The organism is Nonomuraea sp. NPDC005650 (assembly GCF_040605375.1).
Lineage (GTDB): Bacteria > Actinomycetota > Actinomycetes > Streptosporangiales > Streptosporangiaceae > Nonomuraea.
On sequence record NZ_JBEXCR010000062.1, the window covers coordinates 47,376 to 70,006 of the forward strand.

The 22,631-nt window shown below is 68.4% G+C and carries 21 protein-coding genes; 13 read left to right on the plus strand and 8 right to left on the minus strand.

Annotation, left to right across the window (positions count from 1 at the left end):
- Window positions 1–231 precede the first annotated feature (231 nt).
- The 4 genes from ABZS69_RS59545 (at window position 232) to ABZS69_RS59560 (ending at window position 3,919) form a co-directional block, all read left to right on the plus strand.
- A complete protein-coding gene (locus ABZS69_RS59545) occupies window positions 232–1,077 on the plus strand; it encodes an SMP-30/gluconolactonase/LRE family protein (protein ID WP_355391451.1) in 846 nt (281 codons plus the stop codon).
- Between the two features lie 27 nt (window positions 1,078–1,104).
- Window positions 1,105–1,653, plus strand: a complete 549-nt coding sequence (locus ABZS69_RS59550; RefSeq protein ID WP_355391454.1) for a YciI family protein — start codon at window positions 1,105–1,107, stop codon at window positions 1,651–1,653.
- Between the two features lie 152 nt (window positions 1,654–1,805).
- Entirely contained in the window at window positions 1,806–3,017 is a 1,212-nt protein-coding gene (locus tag ABZS69_RS59555) for a cytochrome P450 (RefSeq protein WP_355391457.1), read from the plus strand.
- A 71-nt stretch (window positions 3,018–3,088) separates the two neighbouring features.
- Window positions 3,089–3,919 (plus strand): maleylpyruvate isomerase family mycothiol-dependent enzyme, encoded by an 831-nt coding sequence (locus ABZS69_RS59560; protein WP_355391460.1) that lies wholly within the window; start codon window positions 3,089–3,091, stop codon window positions 3,917–3,919.
- A 41-nt stretch (window positions 3,920–3,960) separates the two neighbouring features.
- Here the strand turns inward: ABZS69_RS59560 and ABZS69_RS59565 are convergent, their stop codons facing one another.
- Window positions 3,961–5,439 carry an MFS transporter gene (locus ABZS69_RS59565; RefSeq protein ID WP_355391463.1) on the minus strand — a complete coding sequence of 493 codons (1,479 nt, stop codon included), beginning with the start codon at window positions 5,437–5,439 and terminating at the stop codon, window positions 3,961–3,963.
- A 154-nt stretch (window positions 5,440–5,593) separates the two neighbouring features.
- Here ABZS69_RS59565 and ABZS69_RS59570 point away from each other — a divergent pair, with 154 nt between their 5' ends.
- On the plus strand, window positions 5,594–6,454 hold the full coding sequence (locus tag ABZS69_RS59570) for an SDR family NAD(P)-dependent oxidoreductase (protein ID WP_355391466.1): 861 nt from the start codon (window positions 5,594–5,596) through the stop codon (window positions 6,452–6,454).
- Window positions 6,455–6,464: 10 nt separating this feature from the next.
- Complete coding sequence (locus ABZS69_RS59575; RefSeq protein ID WP_355391469.1) at window positions 6,465–6,986, plus strand: MerR family transcriptional regulator; 522 nt, start codon at window positions 6,465–6,467, stop codon at window positions 6,984–6,986.
- A 173-nt stretch (window positions 6,987–7,159) separates the two neighbouring features.
- On the opposite strand, the gene ABZS69_RS59580 is transcribed toward ABZS69_RS59575, so the two are convergent.
- A complete protein-coding gene (locus tag ABZS69_RS59580) occupies window positions 7,160–7,879 on the minus strand; it encodes a carbonic anhydrase (protein ID WP_355391472.1) in 720 nt (239 codons plus the stop codon).
- A gap of 427 nt (window positions 7,880–8,306) precedes the next feature.
- Entirely contained in the window at window positions 8,307–8,816 is a 510-nt protein-coding gene (locus ABZS69_RS59585; protein WP_355391475.1) for a MarR family winged helix-turn-helix transcriptional regulator, read from the minus strand.
- Between the two features lie 96 nt (window positions 8,817–8,912).
- Between ABZS69_RS59585 and ABZS69_RS59590 the strand changes: the two genes are divergently transcribed.
- A complete protein-coding gene (locus tag ABZS69_RS59590; RefSeq protein ID WP_355391477.1) occupies window positions 8,913–9,578 on the plus strand; it encodes an NAD(P)H-dependent oxidoreductase in 666 nt (221 codons plus the stop codon).
- A 46-nt stretch (window positions 9,579–9,624) separates the two neighbouring features.
- A complete protein-coding gene (locus ABZS69_RS59595) occupies window positions 9,625–10,413 on the plus strand; it encodes an SDR family NAD(P)-dependent oxidoreductase (RefSeq protein WP_355391480.1) in 789 nt (262 codons plus the stop codon).
- A gap of 485 nt (window positions 10,414–10,898) precedes the next feature.
- On the opposite strand, the gene ABZS69_RS59600 is transcribed toward ABZS69_RS59595, so the two are convergent.
- The 4 genes from ABZS69_RS59600 to ABZS69_RS59615 all read right to left on the minus strand — a co-directional run bounded on the left by ABZS69_RS59600 (window position 10,899) and on the right by ABZS69_RS59615 (window position 14,891).
- Window positions 10,899–12,179 (minus strand): MFS transporter, encoded by a 1,281-nt coding sequence (locus tag ABZS69_RS59600; protein ID WP_355391482.1) that lies wholly within the window; start codon window positions 12,177–12,179, stop codon window positions 10,899–10,901.
- A gap of 169 nt (window positions 12,180–12,348) precedes the next feature.
- Window positions 12,349–12,882, minus strand: coding sequence for an SET domain-containing protein-lysine N-methyltransferase (locus ABZS69_RS59605; protein ID WP_355391485.1), 534 nt, complete (start codon window positions 12,880–12,882; stop codon window positions 12,349–12,351).
- Between the two features lie 618 nt (window positions 12,883–13,500).
- The gene (locus tag ABZS69_RS59610; protein ID WP_355391488.1) at window positions 13,501–13,899 is read right to left on the minus strand and encodes a hypothetical protein; all 399 of its coding nucleotides are present in this window, start codon (window positions 13,897–13,899) and stop codon (window positions 13,501–13,503) included.
- A 392-nt stretch (window positions 13,900–14,291) separates the two neighbouring features.
- Complete coding sequence (locus ABZS69_RS59615; protein ID WP_355391491.1) at window positions 14,292–14,891, minus strand: ABATE domain-containing protein; 600 nt, start codon at window positions 14,889–14,891, stop codon at window positions 14,292–14,294.
- Between the two features lie 87 nt (window positions 14,892–14,978).
- Here ABZS69_RS59615 and ABZS69_RS59620 point away from each other — a divergent pair, with 87 nt between their 5' ends.
- From ABZS69_RS59620 to ABZS69_RS59630, 3 genes are all read left to right on the plus strand, one after another.
- Entirely contained in the window at window positions 14,979–15,965 is a 987-nt protein-coding gene (locus ABZS69_RS59620) for a zinc-binding dehydrogenase (RefSeq protein ID WP_355391494.1), read from the plus strand.
- A gap of 123 nt (window positions 15,966–16,088) precedes the next feature.
- A complete protein-coding gene (locus ABZS69_RS59625) occupies window positions 16,089–20,159 on the plus strand; it encodes a polymorphic toxin-type HINT domain-containing protein (protein ID WP_355391497.1) in 4,071 nt (1,356 codons plus the stop codon).
- An 18-nt stretch (window positions 20,160–20,177) separates the two neighbouring features.
- Window positions 20,178–20,561, plus strand: a complete 384-nt coding sequence (locus tag ABZS69_RS59630; protein ID WP_355391500.1) for a hypothetical protein — start codon at window positions 20,178–20,180, stop codon at window positions 20,559–20,561.
- Between the two features lie 34 nt (window positions 20,562–20,595).
- On the opposite strand, the gene ABZS69_RS59635 is transcribed toward ABZS69_RS59630, so the two are convergent.
- Window positions 20,596–20,892 (minus strand): transposase family protein, encoded by a 297-nt coding sequence (locus ABZS69_RS59635; protein WP_355391503.1) that lies wholly within the window; start codon window positions 20,890–20,892, stop codon window positions 20,596–20,598.
- A gap of 187 nt (window positions 20,893–21,079) precedes the next feature.
- On the opposite strand from ABZS69_RS59635, the gene ABZS69_RS59640 reads away from it, so the two are divergent.
- The gene (locus ABZS69_RS59640; protein WP_355391506.1) at window positions 21,080–22,180 is read left to right on the plus strand and encodes an integrase core domain-containing protein; all 1,101 of its coding nucleotides are present in this window, start codon (window positions 21,080–21,082) and stop codon (window positions 22,178–22,180) included.
- A gap of 127 nt (window positions 22,181–22,307) precedes the next feature.
- Entirely contained in the window at window positions 22,308–22,580 is a 273-nt protein-coding gene (locus ABZS69_RS59645; protein WP_355391509.1) for a histidine phosphatase family protein, read from the plus strand.
- Window positions 22,581–22,631 lie beyond the last annotated feature (51 nt).

The following is a 22,631-nucleotide window of genomic DNA, read 5'->3' on the forward strand; positions in this document are numbered from 1 at the left end:
AGTGGAGACATCGGACCTCTGGAGCGTAAATGCTCCCTTGCCGGAATTCAATTCTTGACGAAGTTAATAGTTCCTCGGCTGGGGGCCGGGCGACTGGTGGGCCATCGCCCTGGAGCTCGTCCGACCTTGAAGGCACGTACGGGAGAGTGTCGATCTGGCAGGGGGCCGTTCGTGTAGAGGGCAGGAAAGCCGGGCCGCGGTCGGTGTGGCCGGGCGAAATGAGGAGGCGTCATGTCCAAGCCGGAGATCCTGCTGAGCGGTCTGGGGATTCCCGAGTCGCCGCGCTGGCACGAGGGCCGACTGTGGTTCTGCAACTGGATCGACAGGGAGATCGTGGCCGTCGACCTTGACGGCAAGCCGGAGGTCGCATCCGTACGGGGACCGGTGCCGATGGGGTACTCCATCGACTGGCTGCCCGACGGCAGGCTGCTGGTGACCGGGGACAGGCTGCGCCGCCAGGAGCCCGGCGGGTCGATGGTCACCGTCGCCGAACAGGGCGGCAACGAGATCGTCGTGGACGGGCGCGGCAACGTCTACATCAACGGCGCGGACTTCGACTTCGCCGGTGGCGGAGCGCCCAAGCCCGGCTACATCAAGCTCGTCACGCCGGACGGGGAGCTGCGCCAGGTCGCCGACGACATCCAGTTCCCCAACGGCATGGTCATCACGCCCGACGACCGGACGCTGATCGTTTCGGAGTCGTTCGCGGGGCGGCTCACCGCGTTCGACGTCGACGCGGACGGAGGGCTGGCCAACCGGCGGGTCTTCGCCGACGGCGTCGCCCCGGACGGCATCTGCCTCGACGCAGAAGGCGCGGTATGGGTCTCCATCGGCGGTTCCTCCGTCGCTCGCGTCGCCGAGGGCGGCAAGATCCTCGAAAGCATCGAACTCCCGGAGAACCAGGCGCCGTTCGCGTTGATGCTCGGCGGTCCGGACCGGCGCACCCTGTTCGTCCTGACCGCCGAGTGGCGCGCGTCCGACGGCGTCACCGACAACCTCCGGCGGCTGACCGACGGGCCACGCACCGGACAGATCCTCACCCTCCCCGTCTCCGTGCCCGGCGCCGGCAGGCCCTGAGCGAGGTTCGTGGTAGGAACTCTCGGCATGGAGTTCCTCTGCTATCACCGTGACCGGTCTGACACCGCCGCGCTGCGCGACGAGTTGCTGGAAGCCCACTGGTCCTACATGGACCGGTACGCGGCGGAGATGATCGCCCGTGGCCCGACCTTCGGCCGGGGCACCGACACGGCCACCGGCAGCGTGCACATCGTGGACCTGCCGGATCTGGCCACCGCGCGTGCGTTCGCCTTCGACGAGCCCAACTACCAGGCGGGTGTGTACCGGGACGTGATGTTGCGCCGATGGCGCAACGTGCTGGGACGCACCATGTGGGACTTCCCCGGCGGCCGGGAGGGCGGCAACCGGTATCTGGTGCTGGGCCTCGGATCGGGTCAGGCCGCCGACCTCGTCCCGCCGCCCGATCGGGACGAACTGATCGCGTACGGGCCGCTGCTGTCCGACGACGGCACCACCTGGCTGGGTACGGCGCTGCTGGTCCGGGCGCCGGACCCCGATGCGGCGCGCTCCGTCCTGACCCAGGACCGGTACGCCGACATCGAGGTCCACGACTGGGAGTTCGGCGGACGGCGGTGACGAGCGTGACTCAGGCTTAGCCTGCGCGACGCCTTCGCAATGGCGGGAGCGGCAGATGTTGAGGGCTCGGCAGTGACAACGTTCGCGACTTGGCCCGGTCGGGGGCAACGCGGAAAGTGAGGGGGACATTGATCGCATAGTGGGGAATTTCCATGGCTACTCCTCTCCAGATCCCCGTGCCGTCGGAGCGGACGTCCGAGACCATCCGCCGTTACCACGACCAGAGCGGGCCGATCTTACGCGTCGAGCTGCCGGGCCAGGTGCCCGCCTGGCTCGCGACCTCGTACGATGTGGTCAACGAGATCCTGACGCACGACGACACGCTGTTCAGCAAGAACCCGGCGAACTTCACGGCGCTGAACGACGGCACCATCCCGGCCGACTGGCCGCTGCGCCAGCTCATCGAGGGCGAACACCTGCTGACCCAGGACGGCGCGGACCACCGGCGGCTGCGGGGGCTCATCAACCGGGCCTTCACCCCGGCCCGCGTGCAGGGGCTGGCCCCGCGCATCCAGCAGATCACCGACGAACTGCTCGACCGGATGGCCGACCAGGGTGACCCGGTGGACCTGGTGAGCTTCTTCACCGAACCGCTGCCGGTCATGGTGATCTGCGAGCTGTTCGGGGTGCCGCGGGCCGAGCAGCAGCAGATCCGCGACTGGAGCCACACCCTGCTGCAGCACACCACCCCGCCGGAGGAGATGCTCGCCGCCAACGCGGGGCTGCTCGGGTATCTGGCCGCCTTCATCGAGCGCAAACGCGACGACTCGGACGACGACCTCACCACGGGCCTGATCCGGGCGCAGGAGGACGACGGCGACCGCCTGTCCGACAGCGAGATGGTGTGGATCCTGTGGCTGGTGCTCATCGCCGGTCACGAGACCACGGTGCACCTGCTCGCCAACACGGTCGTCGCCCTGTGCTCGGACCCGGAGCAGCTGGCCTACGCGCGCGCGAAGTACGCCTGGGAACAGGTGGTGGAGGAGGCGCTGCGCAGCAGGAACTCGGTGATCAGCGTCATGTTCCGGTATCCGCTGCGGGACGTGCGGCTCGGCGGGGTGACGGTCGGGGCGGGCCAGCCCATCATGGTCGGCGTCGCCAGCACCGGGACGGACAGGGGCAGGTTCGGCGGGGAGGCGGAGCGGTTCGACGCGGCGCGGGAGCCGGACGCGCACCTCGGGTTCGGCCGCGGTCCGCACTTCTGCCTGGGGGCGCCGCTGGCCAGGCTGGAGGCACGCATCGCGCTGGCGTCGTTGTTCGGCAGGTTCCCCGATCTGCGGCCGGCGGTCGAGCCCGGCGAGCTCCCGTACACCTCGTCCCTCGTCACCGAGGGGCCCACGACGCTGCCGGTGCTCCTCCGCTAGCGGTCCCGTCGCAGGCCGGACCGGCTCGATATCGGGTTTCACCTGGTCGCGGAGTTCAGTAGGGTCGCGCCATGACGATCTTCGGCCCGGTCATCGACGTCCGCCCGCTGTTCCCGCGCGAGCGGCAGGCCATGCTGGACCTGCTGCGTGCGCTGGGCCCGGCGGACTGGGCCCAGCCGACGATCTGTCCAGGCTGGGACGTGCACGACGTCGCCGGTCACGTCCTCAACGACTACCTGCGACGCCTGTCAGGCAGCCGCGACGGGTACGGGGGCGCCGTCTTCGCCGACGACGAGACCCTTCCCGCCTACCTCGCGCGTACCAACGACGAATTCGTCCGGGCCGGTCGGCAGCTCAGCCCGCAGGTGCTGATCGACCTGCTGGAGCACCTGGGACCGCAGCTGGACGCCCTCTGGGCGGCACGCGATCTGCGAACGCCCGCCGACCTGAATGTCTCCTGGGCCGCCACGGACCGCGACAGCCCCGCCTGGCTCGACATCGCCCGCGAATACACCGAGTTCTGGGTCCACCAGCAGCAGATCCGCGACGCCGTCTCCCTGCCCGGAGCCACACAGCCGGAGCTCATGGCGCCGGTGCTGGACGTCTTCGCCCGCGCCCTGCCGCACACGCTGAGGACGTGCGAACGCCCCGACGGCACGGTGGCTCGCCTGGAGGTGCTCGGGCCGGCCGGCGGGCAGTGGAACGTGGCCCGGCAGGACGGCCGATGGCGGATGGCGACGCCCGGCAGCGGGCCGGCCGCGAGTGTCTCGATGGACCAGGACACGTTCTGGCGGCTGTCGACCAGGGGCATCACCGTCGAGGAGGCCCGCGCGCGCTCGAACCCGAGCGGCGACCCGGAGCTCACCGCGGCCATGACGACCTTGCTCGCGGTCGTCGCCTGACCGCCCTCGGCTCGTCACCGCCGCACCAGGCACGCGTGCCCTCAGCGAGCGCTGGGCGGCCGGCACGGGTCGACGGGTGCGGGATCGTACTGCTCGCCCGGCCCCGCCGGCACCGGGGTTCGGGCGCGCGGACGCAGCACGGCATGGGCCAGCACCCCCAGCGCGCCCGCCACCAGCACCGACAGCGCGGTCAGCGTCGCGCTCCGCCAGTCGCCGCCGTCCAGAGTGCTGAAGAAGACGGTGCCGGTGATCGTGCCGCCGAGCACGCCCCCGGTCTCCTGGACGGTCCCGAGCACCCCGGCCGCGGCTCCGGCCCGCTCGGGGCGTACGGCCGACAGCACCGAGGAGAGCAACGGCGACATGATCAGTCCCATCCCGGCCCCGACCACGAGGAGGGCCATGGCCACCTGGTACGGCTGCGCCCCGCGCGCCACGACGTCGTACAGGAGGCACAGCCCGAGCAGCAGCACGGGTGCGCCGAAGCGTCCAGGGCGGAGCGAGGCGGCGAAGAAGCCCGCGTTGAGCGCGGTGCACACGGCTCCGGCGGCGAGGGGGCCGAGGCCGAGGCCGTCCTGCAGGTAGAGGGCGAGCACGAACGACAACCCGGCCGAGGTGCCGAAGAGCAGCGCCACCGCGACCAGCCCCCAGGCGAACGTCCGGTCCGTGAACACGCCGAGGTCGAGCAGCGGGGTCCGCCCCGAGGCCGCCAGCCGCCGCTGCCGGCGGACGAACGCGACCAGGATCGGGCCGGCGGCGGCCAGACACCACCAGGCCCACGGCGGCCAGCCCTGTTCGCGGCCCTCGACCAGGGGCAGCACGACCGCCACCTGCCCGGCGGTCACCAGCCCGGCCCCGCCCAGATCGAGCCGGGCCCGGGACGCGCCGTCCCCGGCCCCGCCCAGATCGAGCCGGGCCCGGGACATGCCGTCCCCGGCCCGCCGCGGCGGCGACGGCAGCGGCGGGGGGAGCAGGCGTCCGGTCATGGCCAGCGCCGCGGCGCCGACGGGCACGTTCACCAGGAAACAGGCCCGCCAGCCCAGCCCCAGCGGATCGGCGGACACCAGCACGCCGCCGATCACCTGGCCGCTGACTCCGGCCAGGCCGACGGCCGTGCCGTACCAGCGGAAGGCCGTGGCCCGGTCGGCGCCCCGGTAGAGCTCCCCGAGCAGCGTGAGGACCTGCGGCGCGAGCAGCGCCGCCGCGACGCCCTGCGCGACCCTGGCGGCCACCAGCCAGGCCGCCCCGTCCGCGAGCCCGCACCCCGCCGACGCCACCGTGAACAGCGCCAGCCCGGTACGGAACATCCGCCGGTGCCCGTACAGGTCGCCGAGCCGCCCGGAGGTGATCAGCCCGGCCGCGTACGCCAGCCCGTACCCGGTGACCACGAACTGCACCGCCGCGTCACCGGCCCGCAGGTCGGCGCGGATGGACGGGACGGCCAGGTTCGCGACGAAGAAGTCCAGCGTGGTCACGAACACCGCGACCAGCAGCACGGGCAGGGCCGCCCAGCGGGCAGTCATGAGGGGCTCCAGAGCAACGAGGGGAAGGACGTCGGGAAGAACACCGCGGTGCGGCGAACGGTTGACCCTCACCCTGGAGCGGCGGAGTTATGGATCTCTTCGGAACGGCTACGGGTTTGCGTTCGAGCGCGCTCGAAGCCATAGCGTTCCCGCCATGACGACGAAGACCTGGATCATCACCGGCGCGTCCCGCGGTTTCGGGCGCGCCCTGGCGGAGGCGGCGCTCATGGCGGGCGACCGCGTGGTGGCGGCGGTACGCCGGCCGGAGAGCGTGGCCGACCTGGCGGCGAAGCACCCGGACGACTGCCTGATCGCGAAGTTCGACGCCCGGGACACCACTGCGGCCGCCGAGCTGGTACGTGTCACCCTTGTCCGTTTCGGGCAGCTCGACGTGCTCGTCAACAACGCGGGCCGGGCCGTGGTCGGAGCGGTCGAGGAGGTCGGCGACGAGCGGCTGCGTGAGCTGATGGATCTGCACCTGTTCGGCCCCGCCGCGCTCGTCCGCGCGGCGCTGCCCGCGATGCGCGCGCGGGGCACCGGGACGATCGTGCAGATGAGCAGCCAGGGCGGGCGGATGTCGTTCCCCGGCGTGTCGGCGTACTCCGCGTCGAAATTCGCTCTCGAAGGCTGGTCGGAGGCGCTGGCCGGCGAGGTGGCGCAGTTCGGGATCCGCGTGATGATCGTCGAGCCCAGCCGGTTCCGGACCGACTTCAACGCGGGTGACGTGCTGGAGTTCGTGGAGACGTCCGAGACCTACCGTGAACTGCTGGCCGCGGTACGCGCGGACATGGCCGGGGCCGACGGCCGCCAGGAAGGCGACCCGGTACGGGCGGCCGAGATCATCGTGTCCCTCGCGCACGGCGACGAGGTGCCGCTGCGGCTTCCGCTCGGGCGCGAGGCGGTCGAGCGGATCTCGGGCGCGTACCGGCGTGGCCTGGACGGGGTCGAGCAGTGGGCCGAGACCGCTCGGAGCGCCGACTTCGAGGGTGTCCCGGCTTCGGTCCGGCCCGTCTAGGCTGGTGGTCATGGCCACCGACGACCTGATGACCAGGGCACTCGAAACGGTCGGGGACGACGGCCCGCCGTCCGTGGAGGCGATCCACCGTCTCACCGACCTGGCCGACGTGCCCGAGCCGATGATGATCGCCGAGGTCTCCGAGCTCCTCGGCATCTCGCCCCACACGCTGCGCTACTACGAGCGGGCCGGGCTGGTCGAGGTGGCCCGCGACGGCAACGGTCACCGCGTCTACGACGCCCACGCGGTGCGGCGCCTGGTGTTCCTCACCCGGATGCGGCTGTCCGGCATGCCGATGCGCGACCTGCAGGACTACATCTCGCTCGTCGACGCGGGGGAGCACACGGTGCCCGATCGGCTCGACATGCTCGTCGAACATCGCGACACCATCCGCCGCCGGATCCGTGAGCTGACCCTTTCCCTCACGGCGATCGAGTACAAGATCACCACGTACGGCGGCGCGACCGGGCCGGACGTTCCGGACACCGGCGCGGCGCTGCCGCAGGAGCGACCGGCACTACGGGCCGGGTGAGGCTGCTCGCCGTCGGTGCTCTTCCACGACGGTGCTCTTCCACGCTGTCGGTGCTCTTCCACGTGGAGGACGGGCTCGCGGCGGAGCCGGGTTTCCGTTCGATGACCTCGGCGGGGGCGCTCAAGCTGAGCGTCCCCGCTGTCGAGGGCGTGCTCGGTGACGCGAGCCCCGGGTCAGACGAGGCGGGTGACCGCGCCGGTGTCGATCGAGTAGTACGCGCCGATGACCTTGAGCTCACCCTTGGCGATGCGAGGCGCGAAGAGCTTGTCCTTCTTGAGCTGCTTGACCACGTCGACGGTGTTGATGCGGATCATCTTGTCGACGTCGCCGCCCGAACGCGTGTAGGCCGAACGCAGGGCGGAGGCGATGGTGTTCAGCTCGCCGGGCAGCTTCTTGTGATCGTGCAGCGCTTCCGCGGCGGCCGTGACGGCTCCGCAGCGCTGATGGCCGAGCACGACGACGAGCGGGGTGCCGAGCTCGGCCGGACCGTACTCGGCGGCGCCCGTCACCAGCGGGTCGATGGTCTGCCCGGCGGTCCGCACCACGAACAGGTCGCCCAGCCCGGCGTCGAAGACTAATTCGGGGGAGACCCGCGAGTCGATGCACGAGAAGACGACCGCGAACGGGTCCTGCTTCTGCGCCACTTCCTTGCGCCGGTCCACGTCCTGGTGCGGGTGGGTGGCCGTGCCGTCCACCCAGCGGCGGTTGCCCTCGCGCAGCGTCGCCCACGCCTGGTCCGGGGTGGCGGGACGCTGGTCGGGGGCGGTCCCGTTCGAGGGCTGAGCGGTGCGGGCGAATACGGCGGTGCCCGCGGAGGCCGTGCCGGTCAGGAGACCGCCGGCGACGATGCCGGCGCGCAGGAGGGCCCGCCGGTTGATCATGTGATTTGGCATGGAACAGGAGTATGCGCCGGTCTCATGCCGACGCGCCAGAATTTGTAACGCTCATCACATGAGATGTCGCATATCGTCATGTCCGGCGGGATTCACACGATGGGGGTGCCCGTCTTCAAGCTCCGCCAAGGCCTTCACCACGCCGGAAACCGCACCGCCGTCCGCGGCCGGGGTGGCGTCCCCGCGTCCTCAAGGAGGTCTTCGGGGCGGAGAGCCCCGGGGATGCAAGGAAAGCGGAAGAGCTAGAACCAGACCGGCGCCCCGCGAAGGGGCACTCCGGTTCCAAAAGGGTGAGAAGGAAGCCCTCCCATGGCCTTGCGCTTGCCACGCTATCAGGTGAGTACGGGTTCGGGGTGGGATATAACCTGCACCGAGGCACGGATCGGACAGGCGGGAACGCGCGGCCGGCCACTGGTTGAGGGCGCGGTCAGGCTTGGTCGGGCGCGCAGGCGGTTTCGTGCGGCCGTCCGTCCTCGACTCTCGCGATGGGCTCGCCGACGAGATGCTGCAACGCGCTCTGCAGGCCGGTCCGAGCCGAAGGGGAGAGGCCGGCCAGGAGCTGGTTTTCGATCGCCTCGATGTCGCCGCGGGCGGCTTTGAGTGTGTGGCTGCCTTCGGGGGTGACCTCGATGATCCGGGCCCGGCGGTCGGCGGGGTCCGGCCGGCGGCGCACCAGGCCCGTGCTTTCCAGCTCGTCGAGGATGAGGACCAGCTTGCTCTTGTCGACCGATACGGCCTGGGCGAGGGCGAGCTGGGTGCGGGCGGGGGCGTCGACGATCGCCATCAGAACCGTGTAGCCCCACAGCGTCATGCCGTGCTCCCGCACGACCGCGGTCTCGGCTGTGGCCAGGCCTTGCTTCAGCCGCGCGAACACCCAGTGCAGGTCCTGGTGCAACCAGCCGCCGGACGAGCCTTCGGAGGCGTCAGAGATGGCCATGCAGAGCATGATAGCAAGACGAGATGTTCTTGACTTGAGACTATCTTGCTCTATATTGATTGCGATTCCAGATCATCTTGAATGTGAGGCAATCTTGTGACGCATCTTCTGCATCTGGACGCCAGCGGGCGCAGCGACTCCTTCTCGCGCAAGCTCGGCAGGGCCTTCGTGGCCGACTGGCGGGCCACCCATCCGGCCGGGGTCTACACCTATCGCGACCTGGTGGAGGACCCGGTGCCGCCCATCGACGAGGAACGTGTCCACCTCGCCACCCAGTCATCCGTCAACGGCGTCCGCGACATCGAGACCATGGACACAGTGGCCGCCGGCGCCCCCGAACTGGCCAGAAGCTGGGCAGCCACCCGCCCGCTGGTGGAGCAGCTCCTCGCGGCCGACGTCCTGCTCCTGGGCGTGCCGATGTACAACTTCACGGTGCCCGCCGCGCTCAAGGCGTGGATCGACCGCGTGACCCTGCCCTGGCTCCCGCTCAAGGGGAAGTCGGCCGTGGTGCTGAGCGCGCGCGGCGGGGGCTACGGGCCCGGCACGCCCCGCGAGCAGTTCGACTTCCAGGAGCCCTACCTGCGCGCCTACTTCTCCGTGCTCGGACTGGACGACGTGGAGTTCGTCCATGCCGAGCTCACGCACGCCACGGTCATGCCCTTCCTCGCGCAGTTCCGCGAGCAGCACGAGGTCTCCCACGCCGCGGCGCTCGACGCGGTGCACGCGCTGGCGACCCGGGTGGGCGCCGAGACGCCGTCCTGACCGTGACTCTCTCCCCGATCAGCGAAGACAAGAGGACAACCACACCATGAACACAGATCTCAACGGCCGCGTGGTCCTGATCACCGGCGCGTCGACCGGGATCGGAGCCGCGACCGCCCGCGCCTACGGACGCGAGGGCGCCCGCGTGGCGATCACCTACCGCAACAACCCCGACCGCGCCGAGAAGGTGGCCGCCGACGTCGAGGCTTCCGGCGGGCAGGCGTACGTCGTCCGGCTCGACCTCGAAGACCTCCCCGCCGTCGACCGCGCCGTCGCGACCGTCGTCGAACACTGGGGCGGGATCGACGTCCTCATTGCCAACGCCGTGCGCTGGGGCGGCGACGGCCCGCCCGATCCCAGCCTCCGGTTCGAGGACGTGCCGCTGCGGGAGTGGGAGGCGATGATCAGCGCCAACCTGATCGGTACGGCGGCCTCCGTCCGCGCGGTCCTGCCGAGCATGCGCGCCAAGGGCTGGGGCCGGATCGTGCTGATCTCCTCGAGCGTCGCGGAGGAGGGCCTGCCCGGTCCTGGCCCGTACGGCACCGCCAAATCAGGTCTGTACGGCCTCGCCCGCAGCCTGGCCTGGAACAGCGGCCGGGACGGGATCCTGGTCAACGTCGTGGCGCCGGGCTTCACCCTGACCGACAGCCGCCCGGACATTCCGGCGTTCGTCACCGACGCCCTCGCCGCTGCCACGCCCACCCGCAGGCTCTCCACCTCCGACGATGTGGCCAACCTCATCGTCTTCCTGGGCTCGGGAGCCAACGGCAACCTCACCGGCGAGGTGATCCGGGACGGCTCCGCCGCCGCCCGCGCACCACACATCGGCGGATAGCACGCCGGCCCCGCAGGCGGGAGCGGTTCTCCCACGCCGCCCCGCACCAACCCCCGCCCACATCCTGGTCGCGCCGAGCTGCAGGTCGTCAAGAGACCAACGGGGAGCGGCCGGCCGCAGCATCAAAGCGGGGCGGGTGGTGGCGTGGTGGCCTTGGGCCGCCGCCGGTTCGATACGGCGTTCGCGGCCATGGCGGCGGGCAGGCCCAGCCCGACGGCGCGCGGCCGGTCGCAGGATCTGGCTGGGCCGGCCACATACGTGGCTGGTCACAGGATCCGCTGGGTCGGCCGTATGCGCGGGCAGTTGCAGGATCCATTGGGTCGGCCGTATGCGTGGGCGGAGATGAGATCCGATCCGGGCCCTTTGCGGCTGAACACCCTCCCGGTCGAGATCGGCAAGTCGGCCATGGCGGTGGGGGATCGGCGAGGAGGCGCCCGCCGATCCCTCCGCCCAGATCACCCAGTCGTCGGCACTCGAGACGATCGCTAGCCCGAGGTGACCTCGTCGATGGGCCGGTTGAGCACGTACAGACCCTTGGCGACCATGGTGCTCACCGCGATCAACGCCAGCACCCCGGCGAAGACCGTCGTCGCCGCCACCGGTCCGAAGGCCGATGCCAGGACACCGGCCCCGAGGGCGCCGAGCCACCGGATCGACCAGGCCCCGAAGTTGATCGCACTGGAGACCCGCCCCATCAACGCGTCCGGGATGGTCCGCGCCTCGTACGTGGCCAGGACGACGTTGATCGGCCCGGCCAGGAACATCATCAGCGACATCAACCCGCCGATCAGCCATGGGTGCGGCGCGAACGCGATTCCGACGGCCACGGCGGCCGTCAACCAGGACGAGGCGATGGCGAGCAGCCGCCCTGGCACCCGCCGGGTGATCCATCCGGACAGCAGCGATCCGGCGAGCCCGCCCACCGCGCCGAGGGAGGTGACCGCACCGACGAGCACGGCGCTGCCGCCCCGGTTGTGCACCAGCACGACGACCAGGAGGAACAACCCGCCGTTGCAGGCGTTGGCGAGCGCGATCCACACCGTCATGAACCGCAGGTAGGCATGGCCGCGGATGAAACGGAAGCCGCCCGCGATGCTCGCGAGGACCGGCTCCCGGGGCTCGTGCTCGTCCAGGTCAGGGCCGAGGGGGCGGCGGATCAGCAGCACGCCCACCGCGCTGACGAGGAAGGAGAGCACGTCGACCAGGAACGGCACCGCCCGCGCGATGCCGAACAGGAACCCTCCGGCGGACGGCCCGGCCAGCCTGATCGCCATGGTCCGCCCCTGCATGAGCGCGAACGCGGTCGGCAACTGGTGCTCCGGCACCACCCGGCGCAGCGCGGCGAACTCCGCGCCGCCGGACAGCCCACCGGCCAGGCCCTGCACGAACCCCACAGCGGCGATGTGCGGGACGGTGACGCGGTCGAGCGCCACCGCCACCACCACCGTGCTCACGGCGACCGCCTGCACGAGCGGTCCGGCCAGCATGATCGTGCGGCGCGAGAAGCGGTCGGCGAGCGCCCCACCGATCAGCAGGGTGACCAGGAAGCCGATGTTGGCGGCCGCCTCGACCGCGCCGGCTCCCGCCGCCGAGCCGGTCACTGCGAGGACCAGCAGCGGGTAGGCGACGACCGACAACGCGCTGCCGAACTCCGAAACAGTCTCGCCGAGCCACCAGCCGGTGTAGTCACGATTACGGAACAGCAGCCCTGGACGGCGAGTCGGCTTGCCGGAGGTCTGCTCGGCCGCGTCGTCGGTAGACGTCATAGACAGTCCTCATCGTGGGTGATTGATCGGCTTGGCGCTTTCACGAGGGAGCGTGCATGCCAGATCTCGCCGAGATCCGACTCCGTTCGATGATCAACGGGTCAGAAAAGTTGCAGCGGCTGATCAGCGGTCGGTGCTGACCTGGTCGAGCGCCGTAGCCTTGCCGCCGTCAGGTGTTCCAACTGTCTGAACGCCTCCGCCTGGTGGCGGTTCTGATGCGATCGAGTAGTGGCGGGCTCCAGCGAGTGCCGTAGGCGGACTGGAGTTCAGGCAGTCGCCAGTCGTGGCCGGTCACGGTGCGTCGGCAGCGGGGCTTGGCGCAGCGGCAGGCCATCGACCATGTTTCAACGCCGGTGTGAGTGGCGTAGTCGATGGTCAGTTCATCGCCGGGGTTGATGTCGCATCGTGCGATCACCGTCGTCGCGTCGCGGTGCCAGAGGTTGGGCTCGCAGGAGTGATTGCCGTAGCGCACCGGATGAGCGGGATCGAGAAGCAGGTGAAGGCCCTCCTCGACAGTCAGGCTGCTGTAGGGCGGTGTGAGAGAGGCCAGGGTCTCATCGTCGATCAGCTGCCCGCCGAGCCGCATGATGACCGCGCCTTGACGGATGCGTTCGATGGCGAACAGGCCGCTGCCGTTGATCGGCGAGGGGCGGGTCTGAGCGCTTGGCGTGAGCCAGCACTCGGTCGGGTGGGCCGGGCTCATCGTGGATGTGCTCCTTCCAGATTCGTGCGGTCAGTACGGGGCTCACCGCCTGAACTCGGCGACGTAGCCAGTCCTATGTCGGCGCGCTGCCAGGCGAGCACGCGCGCCAGAACGGCACCGGGCAGACCGGCCGACCGGTCGCGAGCTGGAAGAGGGCGGTGGAACGGGCCTGGGCAGAGTGGACGCCGGGCCGCGGAGACGTCCGGCGAGCCGGATGGAGTTGGTCGGTCGTTCGGGTTGGGCCTGCCTGGATCCGGCGTGTCGGCGAGCCGGAAGGGGCTGGTCGGTCGTCGGGGTTGGGCCTGCCCGGAACCGGCGTGTCGGCGAGCCGGATGGAGTTGATCGGTCGTCCGGGTTGAGCCCGCCAGGAATCGGCGTGTCGGCGAGCCGGCTGGAGCTGGTCGGCCGTCGGGGTTGGGCCTGCCTGGAACGGGCGTGTCGGAAGGGTCTGGTCAGCCGTCTGGGTTGGGTCCGCCAGGAAACAGCGTGCCGAAGAACTACGCCCTTCGCGATCCCGGAAGGGGCCGGCCTCAGGGATGCCCCGTGACCCGTTCGGCCCAGGACGGCGGTGGCCGCCAACGGCAGGCAGGCACCAGCAGCAGGCGGGCACCAGCACCGTCAGACTTGATCCGCTCGTAGCGCGCCGCCGGCGGCGTGGTCCCGCAGCAGCACTTCGAGCTGCTGGGCCGCGCGGTCGAGCTGGGAGAGCCGGTCGGCCTCGTGGAGAAGTCGCGAAGGGCCGTAGGCTCCTTGGGCGTCGGGGTCGTGGAGGGATTCGTCGGTGAAGTGATATCGGTCGACCCCGAAATACCGGGCGACCGCCTGACGGGGGGCGCCGCGTTCGTAACGCAGGACGAGCGGCTGCCACGCGTCGCGAATTTCGAGGGCCAGTTCCCAAGCATCGGGCCAGGGATCTGTGAGCGCGTCATCCCAGTCGAAGTCGAAAAGATCGCGCGCGGCAGGTGACAGCGCTCGGCGCAAGGGCTCGAACTCAGGGATGTCGTCGGTTTCGGGCAAGTGCTCGCGGAGGCGTTCGATGAAGGGGTCGTCGATGGCGTCGGCGGCTGCGTAGCGAGGCGCATGCTCATTGAGCCAGGAGATGTACTTCTCCCGCTGATGAGTGGGACACGGCCCACGGTGTGGTGCTGGGGAAGTTCCGCAGGTGCAGGGGGAGTCGTGGCCATGACCCATCCTCTCTGGAATGACCCTGACAGGCGCCGATCCGCCGACCCGTTCCCTTTTCGTCGGACGCGTCGCCGGGGTGTAGCAGCTTCGTGGCGCCGCACCCATGACCATCTGCCGCACCGGCACCCGCGCTCGAGGCAGGGGCCAATCCGACGGCACCGCTCAAGCGGTCAGGGGAGAACCGGCTTCGTCGAGGTTGGATGATGTTGTCGGCAGGGCAGTGTTCAGGGCTTGCGAGAGGCGGCTCGGTTGCGGGCGCGATAGCCGGCGATCTTCGCCAGGTTTCCGCAGCGTTCCATGGAGCACCAGCGCCGTCGTCGGGCCTGCGAGTCGTCCAGGAACAGCAGTGAGCAGCCGCTGTTCTCGCACTCCTTGACCCGGTCCATGAGCGGGCCGCCGACCAGCAGCACCGCGTCGCGGGCTATGGTCGCCAGCACGGCGGAGGCGATGCCGCGCGCATGCCCCAGGGCTACCGCGTCAATGTCGCGGCGAACGAGCTGGGGCGCGAGATCCGGGCGTGTGGCGGCCCGGTTGGTCTCGTCGACGTCGGCCGGGTCGAGACGCCTGCCGTGCATCGCGGAGGTCAGCAGCCGATAGAGCGCCTCGCGCAGCACCCGGGCCGCGGCCAGATCTTCCGGCGAGATGACCGGTTCCTGGGACTGCAGCCCGGCCTCGACGATCCAGCGGCCGAAGGAGTCGGGGCCACGAAGCCGTTCGACGGGCACCGAGTGGCGTTTGCCGAGGGTGGCGACGAAGTCGAGGCAGGGGCGCCCACCGATGAACGGGAACGCCAGCAGGGCATCGTCCGCGGCTGGTGCGGTCATGCGCCGATCCTACCCGCTTGACACCGGTTCATGCGGTGTCAGACGATGACACCGGTTCAACTGGTGTCGAAAGAAATGGGATGCGGCATGCGCGCGGTGCGGATCGATGAGTTCGGCGGCCCGGAGGTACTGATCGCAGCGGAGGAGCCCGACCCCGTGCCGGGGCCGGGCCAGGTCCTGATGCGAGTCGAGGCGGCAGGTGTCAACAGGGCGGACGCGCTCATCCGCGCCGGCGCTTACCACCGCGCGGGGCGACCTCCGCTGATTCCGGGTCTGGAAGGGGCCGGCGTCGTGGAGGCGGTCGGGGCGGGCGTGAACGACGTCCGGATCGGCCAGCGCGTTATGGCGACGGGCACGGGACTGTACGCGGAACTCGCGGCCGTACCAGCGGGCCGGGTGTGCGTGCTACCCGACGGCCTGGCCGCGATCGAGGCCGCAGCCTTGCCCACGGCCTGGTTCACCGCCTGGTACTGCCTGCGCCACCTGGCCAGGCTGGGCGAAGGCGAGACCGTGGTGGTGCACGCCGCGGCGAGCGGGGTCGGCAGCGCGGCGGTGCAGGTCGCCGCCGAGTTGGGGGCCAAGGTCATCGCCGTGGCGGGTTCGTCCGCCAAGGCCGCCCGGGCCGCCGAACTCGGGGCCCACGCGACAGTGGACACGTCCGCCCACCCCGGCGATCAGGCGGTGGCGGAGGTCCTGCGCCTGACCGGCGGAGGCGGCGCGGACGTCGTGCTGGACACCGTGGGCGGTGACGTCTTCGCCCACAGCCTCAAACAGGTCGCCTACGCCGGGCGTGTGGTCGCTCTGGCGAACGTCGCACTGGCGGCGAGCACCATCGACACCCGCGACTTCTACCCCAAGAACGCCTCCATCTTCGGGTTCCAGCTCACCAACCTGCTCGAGCACGGATACGATCCGCGCGAGGACCTGAGGGAGATCGCGAACCGGGTCGTCGCCGGCGCCTACCGTGTCCCTGTCGGGGCGGTCTTCCCGCTGGAGCGGGCGGACGAGGCCCACCGACGACTGGAAAGGCGCGACAACCAGGGCAAGATCGTGCTCAAAGTGAGCCAGAGCTGAGGACGAGATCTCGCCCGGGCGCCTCATCGTCGGGTGAGCAGTTGATGGCAGGAGCGCACGCGCTTCCAGGTGCGATGATCACGGCTGGCCCTAGGCCATAACGCCTCGGCTGGATGGCGGTGGGTGCCGGAGAAGCTGACACATGAAGGCACGTTGAAGCGGATGCGTGGCCAGGTGCATCGAATCGAAAAGGTGGACAAAGCTGGTGCAGCTACTGACGCCCACCCCGCTGCCCGCGTCGGATACGACACCTTCGGTAACAAGACCCACGAGACCGATGCCGAAGGCCGCACCCTGACCTCGACCTTCGACAAGGCCGGCCGCCTGACCAGCCGACGCGCGCCCAACTACACCCCGCCCGGCGGCACCGCGCTCACCCCCACCACCGTTCACGCCTACGACGCCGCCGGGCAGCTCATCTCCACCACCGACCCGCGCGGCAACATCACCACCTTCGACTACGACAAGCTCGGCCGCCAGGTCCGCGTCACCGACCCCGCGCCGGCCGGTCAAACGGCCGGGACGTGGGTGAGCGAGTACGACCTGGCCGGGGAGCAGCGGGCGACGGTCGATCCGACCGGCGCCCGCAGCGAGGCCACCTACGACGACCTGGGCCGGCAGATCACCGCCACACAGATCGAGCGCAAATCCGCCACGGCCATCTACGTCTCCAAAATGGAGTACGACGACGCCGGCCGGCTGGTCAAGCAGATCCCGCACGGCAGCGTCAACGGCAGCAAGGACACCGTCCTCACGGTCAACGCGGCGGGTGAGGTCGAAACCGTCACCGACCCGCTGAACAACAAGACCCGCATGGAGTACGACCTGGCCGGCCGGCTGGTCAAGACCACCGACCCGAACGGCAACGCCAGCACTGCCGAGTACGACCTGGCCGGCCGCAAGACCACGGTCAAAGACCTGACCGGCGCGAGCAGCGGTGCCAGCACGGTGCTGCGCACCTACGGCCAGGGCTACGACCTGGCCGGCAACCCGACCAGCGCCACCAGCCCCGAAGGCCACGTCACACGGCAGACCTACGACGCGCTCAACCGGGTCACCTCCCTCATCGAACCGGTCTCCGCGAGCGAGTCGATCACCACGAGCTTCGGCTACGACACCACCGGCGCCCGCACCCGCCTCACCGACGGCCGCGGCAACGCCACCTGGACCACCTACAACAGCCTCGGCCTGGTTGAGACGGTGACCGAACCGGCCACCACCGCACACCCGAGCGCGGCCGACCGCACCTGGACCAACCTCTACGACCAGGCCGGCAACGCCACCGCCACCCTCCAGCCCGGCGGCGTGCGCATCGACCGCACCTTCGACCACCTCGGCCGCCTCACCACCGAGACCGGCCAAGGCGGCGGCTCCGCCACCGCCGCGCGCACCCTCGACTACGACCTGGCCGGCCGTCTGACCACCGCCGGTGACCTGAGCATCGACTACAACGACCGCGACCTGCCGCTGAAGATCCAGCGCGGCAGCACCCAGGAGACCGCCTACGGCTACGACGCGCTCGGCAACCCCACCCAGCGCGTCGACGCCGCCGGAACCGCCGCCTTCACCTGGGACAACGCCAGCCGCCTCGCCACCGCCACAGACCCGGTCACCGGCCGGACCCTCACCTACGGCTACGACCCGGCCAGCCGCCTGAAGACCATCACCGCCACCAGCGGCACGGCGAGCACCCAGAGCTTCGACTACGACGACCTGGACCGCGTCACCGGTCAGACGTTGAAGAACGGCTCCGGCACCCAACTCGCCAAGATCACCTACGGCTGGGACAAGGACGACAACCTCACCACCAAGACCACCGCCGGCACCGCCGGCGCGGGCACCAACACCTACGGCTACGACCACGCCGGCCGCCTCACCTCCTGGACCGCCCCTGGCGGCGCGGTCACCGCCTACGAATGGGACGCCGCCGGCAACCGCACCGAAGCCGGCGACAAAACCTTCACCTACGACGAACGCAACCGCCTGACCAGCGGGGATGGCACCGACTACACCTACACCCCGCGCGGCACCCTGGCCACCAGCACCAAGGTGGGCGCCACCACCAGCTACACCTTCGACGCCTTCGACCGGCTCATCGCCGACGGCGACAGCCTCTACAGCTACGACGCCCTCGACCGGCTCGCCTCCCGCATCACCGGCGCCGCCAAGGACGTCTTCGCCTACACCGGCCTCGGCAACGACCTGGCCGCCATGAGGGACAGCGGCGGCGCCGTCCAGGCCACCTACGCCCGCGACCCCGGCGGCGGCCTGCTCGGCCTCAAGGAAGGCACCGGTGCCGCGGTGGCCGCGTTGAGCGACCTGCACGACGATCTGATCGCCACCTACACCACGACCCTGCAGACCTCCACCGCCTACGACCCGTTCGGCACCGTCACCGCCCAGACCGGCACCAAGACCAATCTCGGCTACCAGGGCGAATACACCGACCCGGACACCGGCAAGGTCAACATGCACGCCCGCTGGTACCAGCCCGGCACCGCCACCTTCACCAGCCGCGACACCGCCACTCTCAACCCCAGCCCATCGGTGCAGGCCAACCGCTATACCTATGCCAACGCCTCACCCCTGACCGGCACAGACCCCACTGGCCACTACGCCGTCATCGGCGGCGGCTCCGTCGCCGGTCCCTCGGCCTACACGCCAGGCGTCGACTACCAGACCGCCGCCGATATCTACGCCCAGCACGGCATCATGATTGGGGGCGGAAGCAGCGGCGGCGGAGGCACGTGCATCGGAAGCTGCTATGGAGGCGGCGGTGTTGTCGATGACGCCTGCGTCAGAATGGGGTTCTGCCTCGACAGCGGAGCTATTGAGGTGGTGGACCCGGCCGCGCTTGCAGGAGATGTCGACCCATATGAGAGACTCCGCCTTATACCGGGGCTTGGACGAATCATCGATTGTCTCCAGCAGGGCGGTTGCTCAGGCAGCAAGACGAACCGCCGTGCGAATGGGTATAGGGATGTAAATGTCACAAAAATCCAGGAGGCTAAGGGCGTATCGTCTGAGCTTGCCTGTGTGAGCATGTTCGGCTCGGCCGGCTGCGGGGCCGTCAAGGACGCGGCGGCCAAGGCCGCCCTCACCAAGAAATACTTGAATGAGTGCCTTGGCCCCACGTCCGGTATCGAGAGATGCAGGAAATGGCAGCAGGAGCTGGGCATCTCCGATAAGCAACTGAACGAGCTTAATAGGCAGTGGCGGGAATGGAGGGATAAGCAAAAGGGCGGAAGCCTCTGGGACGACCCGGTCTTTGATTTCTTCTTCGGAGACGCAAAGGACTGCGTGAACGGCAGTATCGTTGGCTGTGCGCTCTTTGCTGTGAATTTCGTGCCAGGGGTGGGTGTTGCAGCAAAGAGTGGGGTCAAAGGTCTTACCAAGCTTGTCGGTGCGCTTGGGAAGAGCGGTAGCAAAATAGCGAAAGCGTGTAGCAGTTTTGTGCCGGGAACGCTGGTACTGATGGCGGACGGAAGCCGCAAGCCGATCGAAGGCGTACGCGTCGGAGACGAAGTCTTGGCCACCGATCCAACCACCGGGGAGACGGTAGCCAAGAAGGTTACTGCACTAATCAACAGCTCCGGCACGAAGAACCTGATCAAGATCACCATCAGGACAGAGCACGAAGGCGACGCTGACCATCAGTCGGTCATTGCCACGGCCCAGCATCCCTTCTGGGTTCCTTCCCTACAGAAATGGGTTGACGCAACATATCTACAGCCGGGGGCTTGGCTGCGCACCTCCGCTGGGACCTGGGTCCAAGTCGCTGCGGTGAAGCGATGGGCAGCACCCCAACAGGTGTACAATTTTACTGTCGCCGACTTTCACAGTTACCATGTAGCAGCGGGAAGCGTCGATGTTCTTGTCCACAATGCAGGTCCATCTTTTTGCTCTCCCGAAGATGCAGGAAAGGCACTCCGCAAAATTTGGGGAAAGAACCGTGTTCAGATCGAAATGGGTGACTATCGATATGACATTGACCTGGTAGGCAAGGTCGGCAGTCGAGGACACTATGACAAGCCGAGCAATACGTGGATCGGTTTCCCGCATGTGAAAATCTACACGCGTCACGTGGGACCGACTGGCAAGGAGTCGTGGAATGGGGGTACCACTCGTGCTGGAACCTGGAGCGATATCAGAATAGTCATGAACTACTTCAAGAAACTTGGCATAATGCCATGATCCGGAAGACTTGTTGATATGGCATTGTTCATCGGGCTACGGCCATGGTCAACCAGAGGTCCACAAATAGAGTTCGATACAGATGCGGGCATTATAGACCTCCACAACGATGCCCGCATCGTGAGGTTGACCATCGCCCCTGAGAGCTCCACCCTGACACTCGCCTTCGTCTACTATGGCGATTGGGAGGAGCCCGATGTCGACGAGCGTGTTGTTGAACTAGAATTCGGCGGAATAAAGAACCTTAAACTTGAGCTCCCCGCCGATTACGAGCCCAGAGCGGCAACGACCTTGGAAGGCATTCTGTATCAGAACATCTCCGGCCAATCTTTTTTCGATGTCGATATGGGTGATATTCAATGTTCGCTTATTGCAGAGACTCTCACGCTTAGGGATGTGTGAGCATTAGGGAAAATAGGGCTCCAGCGACGCGATCTCAGCGAATTTCCGGTAGGTAGTTGTGTTCGAAATGGGTGAGGACAAGTGCGGCGCGGACGATATCGCCGATTGCGCTGGGGCTGGCGGTGATGTGCTGGAGGATCCGCCAGCGGCCTTTGAGCAGGGCGAACCCGCGTTCGCCTAGGCATCGCAGGTAGCGTAGGCGCCGGTTGTAGGTGCGGTTGTCCGGGCTGAGGATCTGGTTGCCGTCGGGCCTGCTTGATCGGCGTGTGGATGCCAGAACTTCGCGACGAGAGCAATATTTCTGATGAAGAACTTCTTGATTGTGTAGCAAGAACTTTGCAACATATTAGATCGCTTAGTTAATTGATTGCCGTGCAGTTGATAATTATAGCGGTGGCAGACCGAGACTGCGCCTGCCGAAAATTGCATCCGTCCAGGTCATGGCCATGTAGCCTTCGCGTCGCGTGCGCGAGCTCGGACCATCAGGAGAAGAAGAACGTGCGGCATGATGATCAGTCGTGCTCCTTCGCCTGGCCTACCTCACCATCACGAACACGTTCGCCGCGTTGCGGTTGCTCCCTATGGGGGATCGGGACAAGGATGTCGAGATTCTCGCCTTGCGTCACCAGGTCACCGTCCTGCGACGACAACTCGGCGGCGAGGCGCGGGTGAGATTCGCGCCCGAGGACCGGGCCTTTCTCGCCGCTCTCCTGACCCCGCTGCCCCACGATCTCCTGCGCCGGCTGCGGCTCCTCGTCCGGCCGGACACCGTCCTGCGCTGGCATCGCGATCTCATGAGACAGCTTCATGCCCGTACTTGCCGGCCGAAGCGGCCCGGGCGCCCGCCTACGGTCCGCTCCATCCGCGCCCTCATTCTGCGCCTGGTCCGAGAGAACCCCGGCTGGGGCTACCGGCGGGTCCACGGGGAGCTCGCCACGCTCGGTATCAAGGTCGCACTGTCCACGGTGTGGGAGATCCTCAAGCAGGAAGGTCTTGATCCGGCGCCCGAGCGGGCGTCCACTACCTGGGTCGACTTCCTGCGCTCGCAAGCCGCCGCCCTACTGGCCTGCGATTTCATCGAGACCATCACCCTGAACGGGCAGCGCCAATACATCCTGGCCGTCATCGAGCACACCACCAGGGGCGTCCGCGTGCTCGGCACCACCGCGCACCCAAGCGCGAACTGGGTCACCCAGACGATCAGGAATCTAGTGATGGACCTGGACGATGCGGGCTGCCGGGCGCGTTTCCTACTCCGAGACAGGGACGGGAGGTTCCCCGTCCTCATGGACGAGATCCTCACCGAGGCCAGCATCAAGACGGTGCTCACCGGCATCCGGATGCCGCGGATGAACTCGATCATGGAGAGGTGGGTGCAGTCGTGCCGCCGTGAGCTTCTCGACCGCTGCCTCGTATGGAACGAACGCCATCTTCGGCACGCCCTGCGCGAGTACGAACGCTTCTACAACCAGCACCGAGCACATCAGGCCCTGGACCAAGCAGCCCCGCTGCGTCCCGCCCCGGGCCCGATCATCGATCCCGGGCGAATCATCGACCTGAATGTACGCCGACGAGACCGGCTCGGCGGCATCCTCCATGAATACTCACATGCCGCTTGACCTGCATGGATGGAATTATCGGCAGGCGCACGCTCGGAAGGGAATCATCCTTGGGACATCGGATGATCCCATAGATCCTGCACTCCGGCCCCTCTTCAAGAACCAGACCCGAGACCTGGCTCTCCTGATGAACGACCTGATCGCGAAGACCGGGACTTCCGCAGCGGCATATACGTCCTCGATGCGACGTCAGAAAGAATCGTGCGAGATCCTGTTCGGCAATACGTCCATCCCCATCGTCGTCGACGAACGCCTTCGTCAGATCGACAACGGTCCACAGTACACCGGCATGAAATTCGACTTGGGCAAGCGGGACTACCTCGCCTTCATCGACAAGCCTTTTCCGAAGGGCGAGTTCCTTCAGGGACTTCGCGGGAAGAGTTCGCGAGTTCCTGGATGAGAAGTCCGAACAACATGGGGACCACACGATTCTCACTATCGGGTGGCGCCT

Bases quoted from the DNA above. Each gene is read 5' to 3' on its own strand.
- ABZS69_RS59595 (WP_355391480.1), top strand. From the start codon at position 9,625: ATGAACACAGATCTCAACGGCCGCGTGGTCCTGATCACCGGCGCGTCG.
- ABZS69_RS59565 (WP_355391463.1), bottom strand. From the start codon at position 5,439: ATGACTGCCCGCTGGGCGGCCCTGCCCGTGCTGCTGGTCGCGGTGTTC.
- ABZS69_RS59605 (WP_355391485.1), bottom strand. From the start codon at position 12,882: ATGAGCCCGGCCCACCCGACCGAGTGCTGGCTCACGCCAAGCGCTCAG.
- ABZS69_RS59555 (WP_355391457.1), top strand. From the start codon at position 1,806: ATGGCTACTCCTCTCCAGATCCCCGTGCCGTCGGAGCGGACGTCCGAG.
- ABZS69_RS59550 (WP_355391454.1), top strand. From the start codon at position 1,105: ATGGAGTTCCTCTGCTATCACCGTGACCGGTCTGACACCGCCGCGCTG.
- ABZS69_RS59570 (WP_355391466.1), top strand. From the start codon at position 5,594: ATGACGACGAAGACCTGGATCATCACCGGCGCGTCCCGCGGTTTCGGG.
- ABZS69_RS59575 (WP_355391469.1), top strand. From the start codon at position 6,465: ATGGCCACCGACGACCTGATGACCAGGGCACTCGAAACGGTCGGGGAC.
- ABZS69_RS59615 (WP_355391491.1), bottom strand. From the start codon at position 14,891: ATGACCGCACCAGCCGCGGACGATGCCCTGCTGGCGTTCCCGTTCATC.
- ABZS69_RS59545 (WP_355391451.1), top strand. From the start codon at position 232: ATGTCCAAGCCGGAGATCCTGCTGAGCGGTCTGGGGATTCCCGAGTCG.
- ABZS69_RS59580 (WP_355391472.1), bottom strand. From the start codon at position 7,879: ATGCCAAATCACATGATCAACCGGCGGGCCCTCCTGCGCGCCGGCATC.
- ABZS69_RS59620 (WP_355391494.1), top strand. From the start codon at position 14,979: ATGCGCGCGGTGCGGATCGATGAGTTCGGCGGCCCGGAGGTACTGATC.
- ABZS69_RS59630 (WP_355391500.1), top strand. From the start codon at position 20,178: ATGGCATTGTTCATCGGGCTACGGCCATGGTCAACCAGAGGTCCACAA.
- ABZS69_RS59600 (WP_355391482.1), bottom strand. From the start codon at position 12,179: ATGACGTCTACCGACGACGCGGCCGAGCAGACCTCCGGCAAGCCGACT.
- ABZS69_RS59560 (WP_355391460.1), top strand. From the start codon at position 3,089: ATGACGATCTTCGGCCCGGTCATCGACGTCCGCCCGCTGTTCCCGCGC.
- ABZS69_RS59645 (WP_355391509.1), top strand. From the start codon at position 22,308: ATGAACGACCTGATCGCGAAGACCGGGACTTCCGCAGCGGCATATACG.
- ABZS69_RS59585 (WP_355391475.1), bottom strand. From the start codon at position 8,816: ATGGCCATCTCTGACGCCTCCGAAGGCTCGTCCGGCGGCTGGTTGCAC.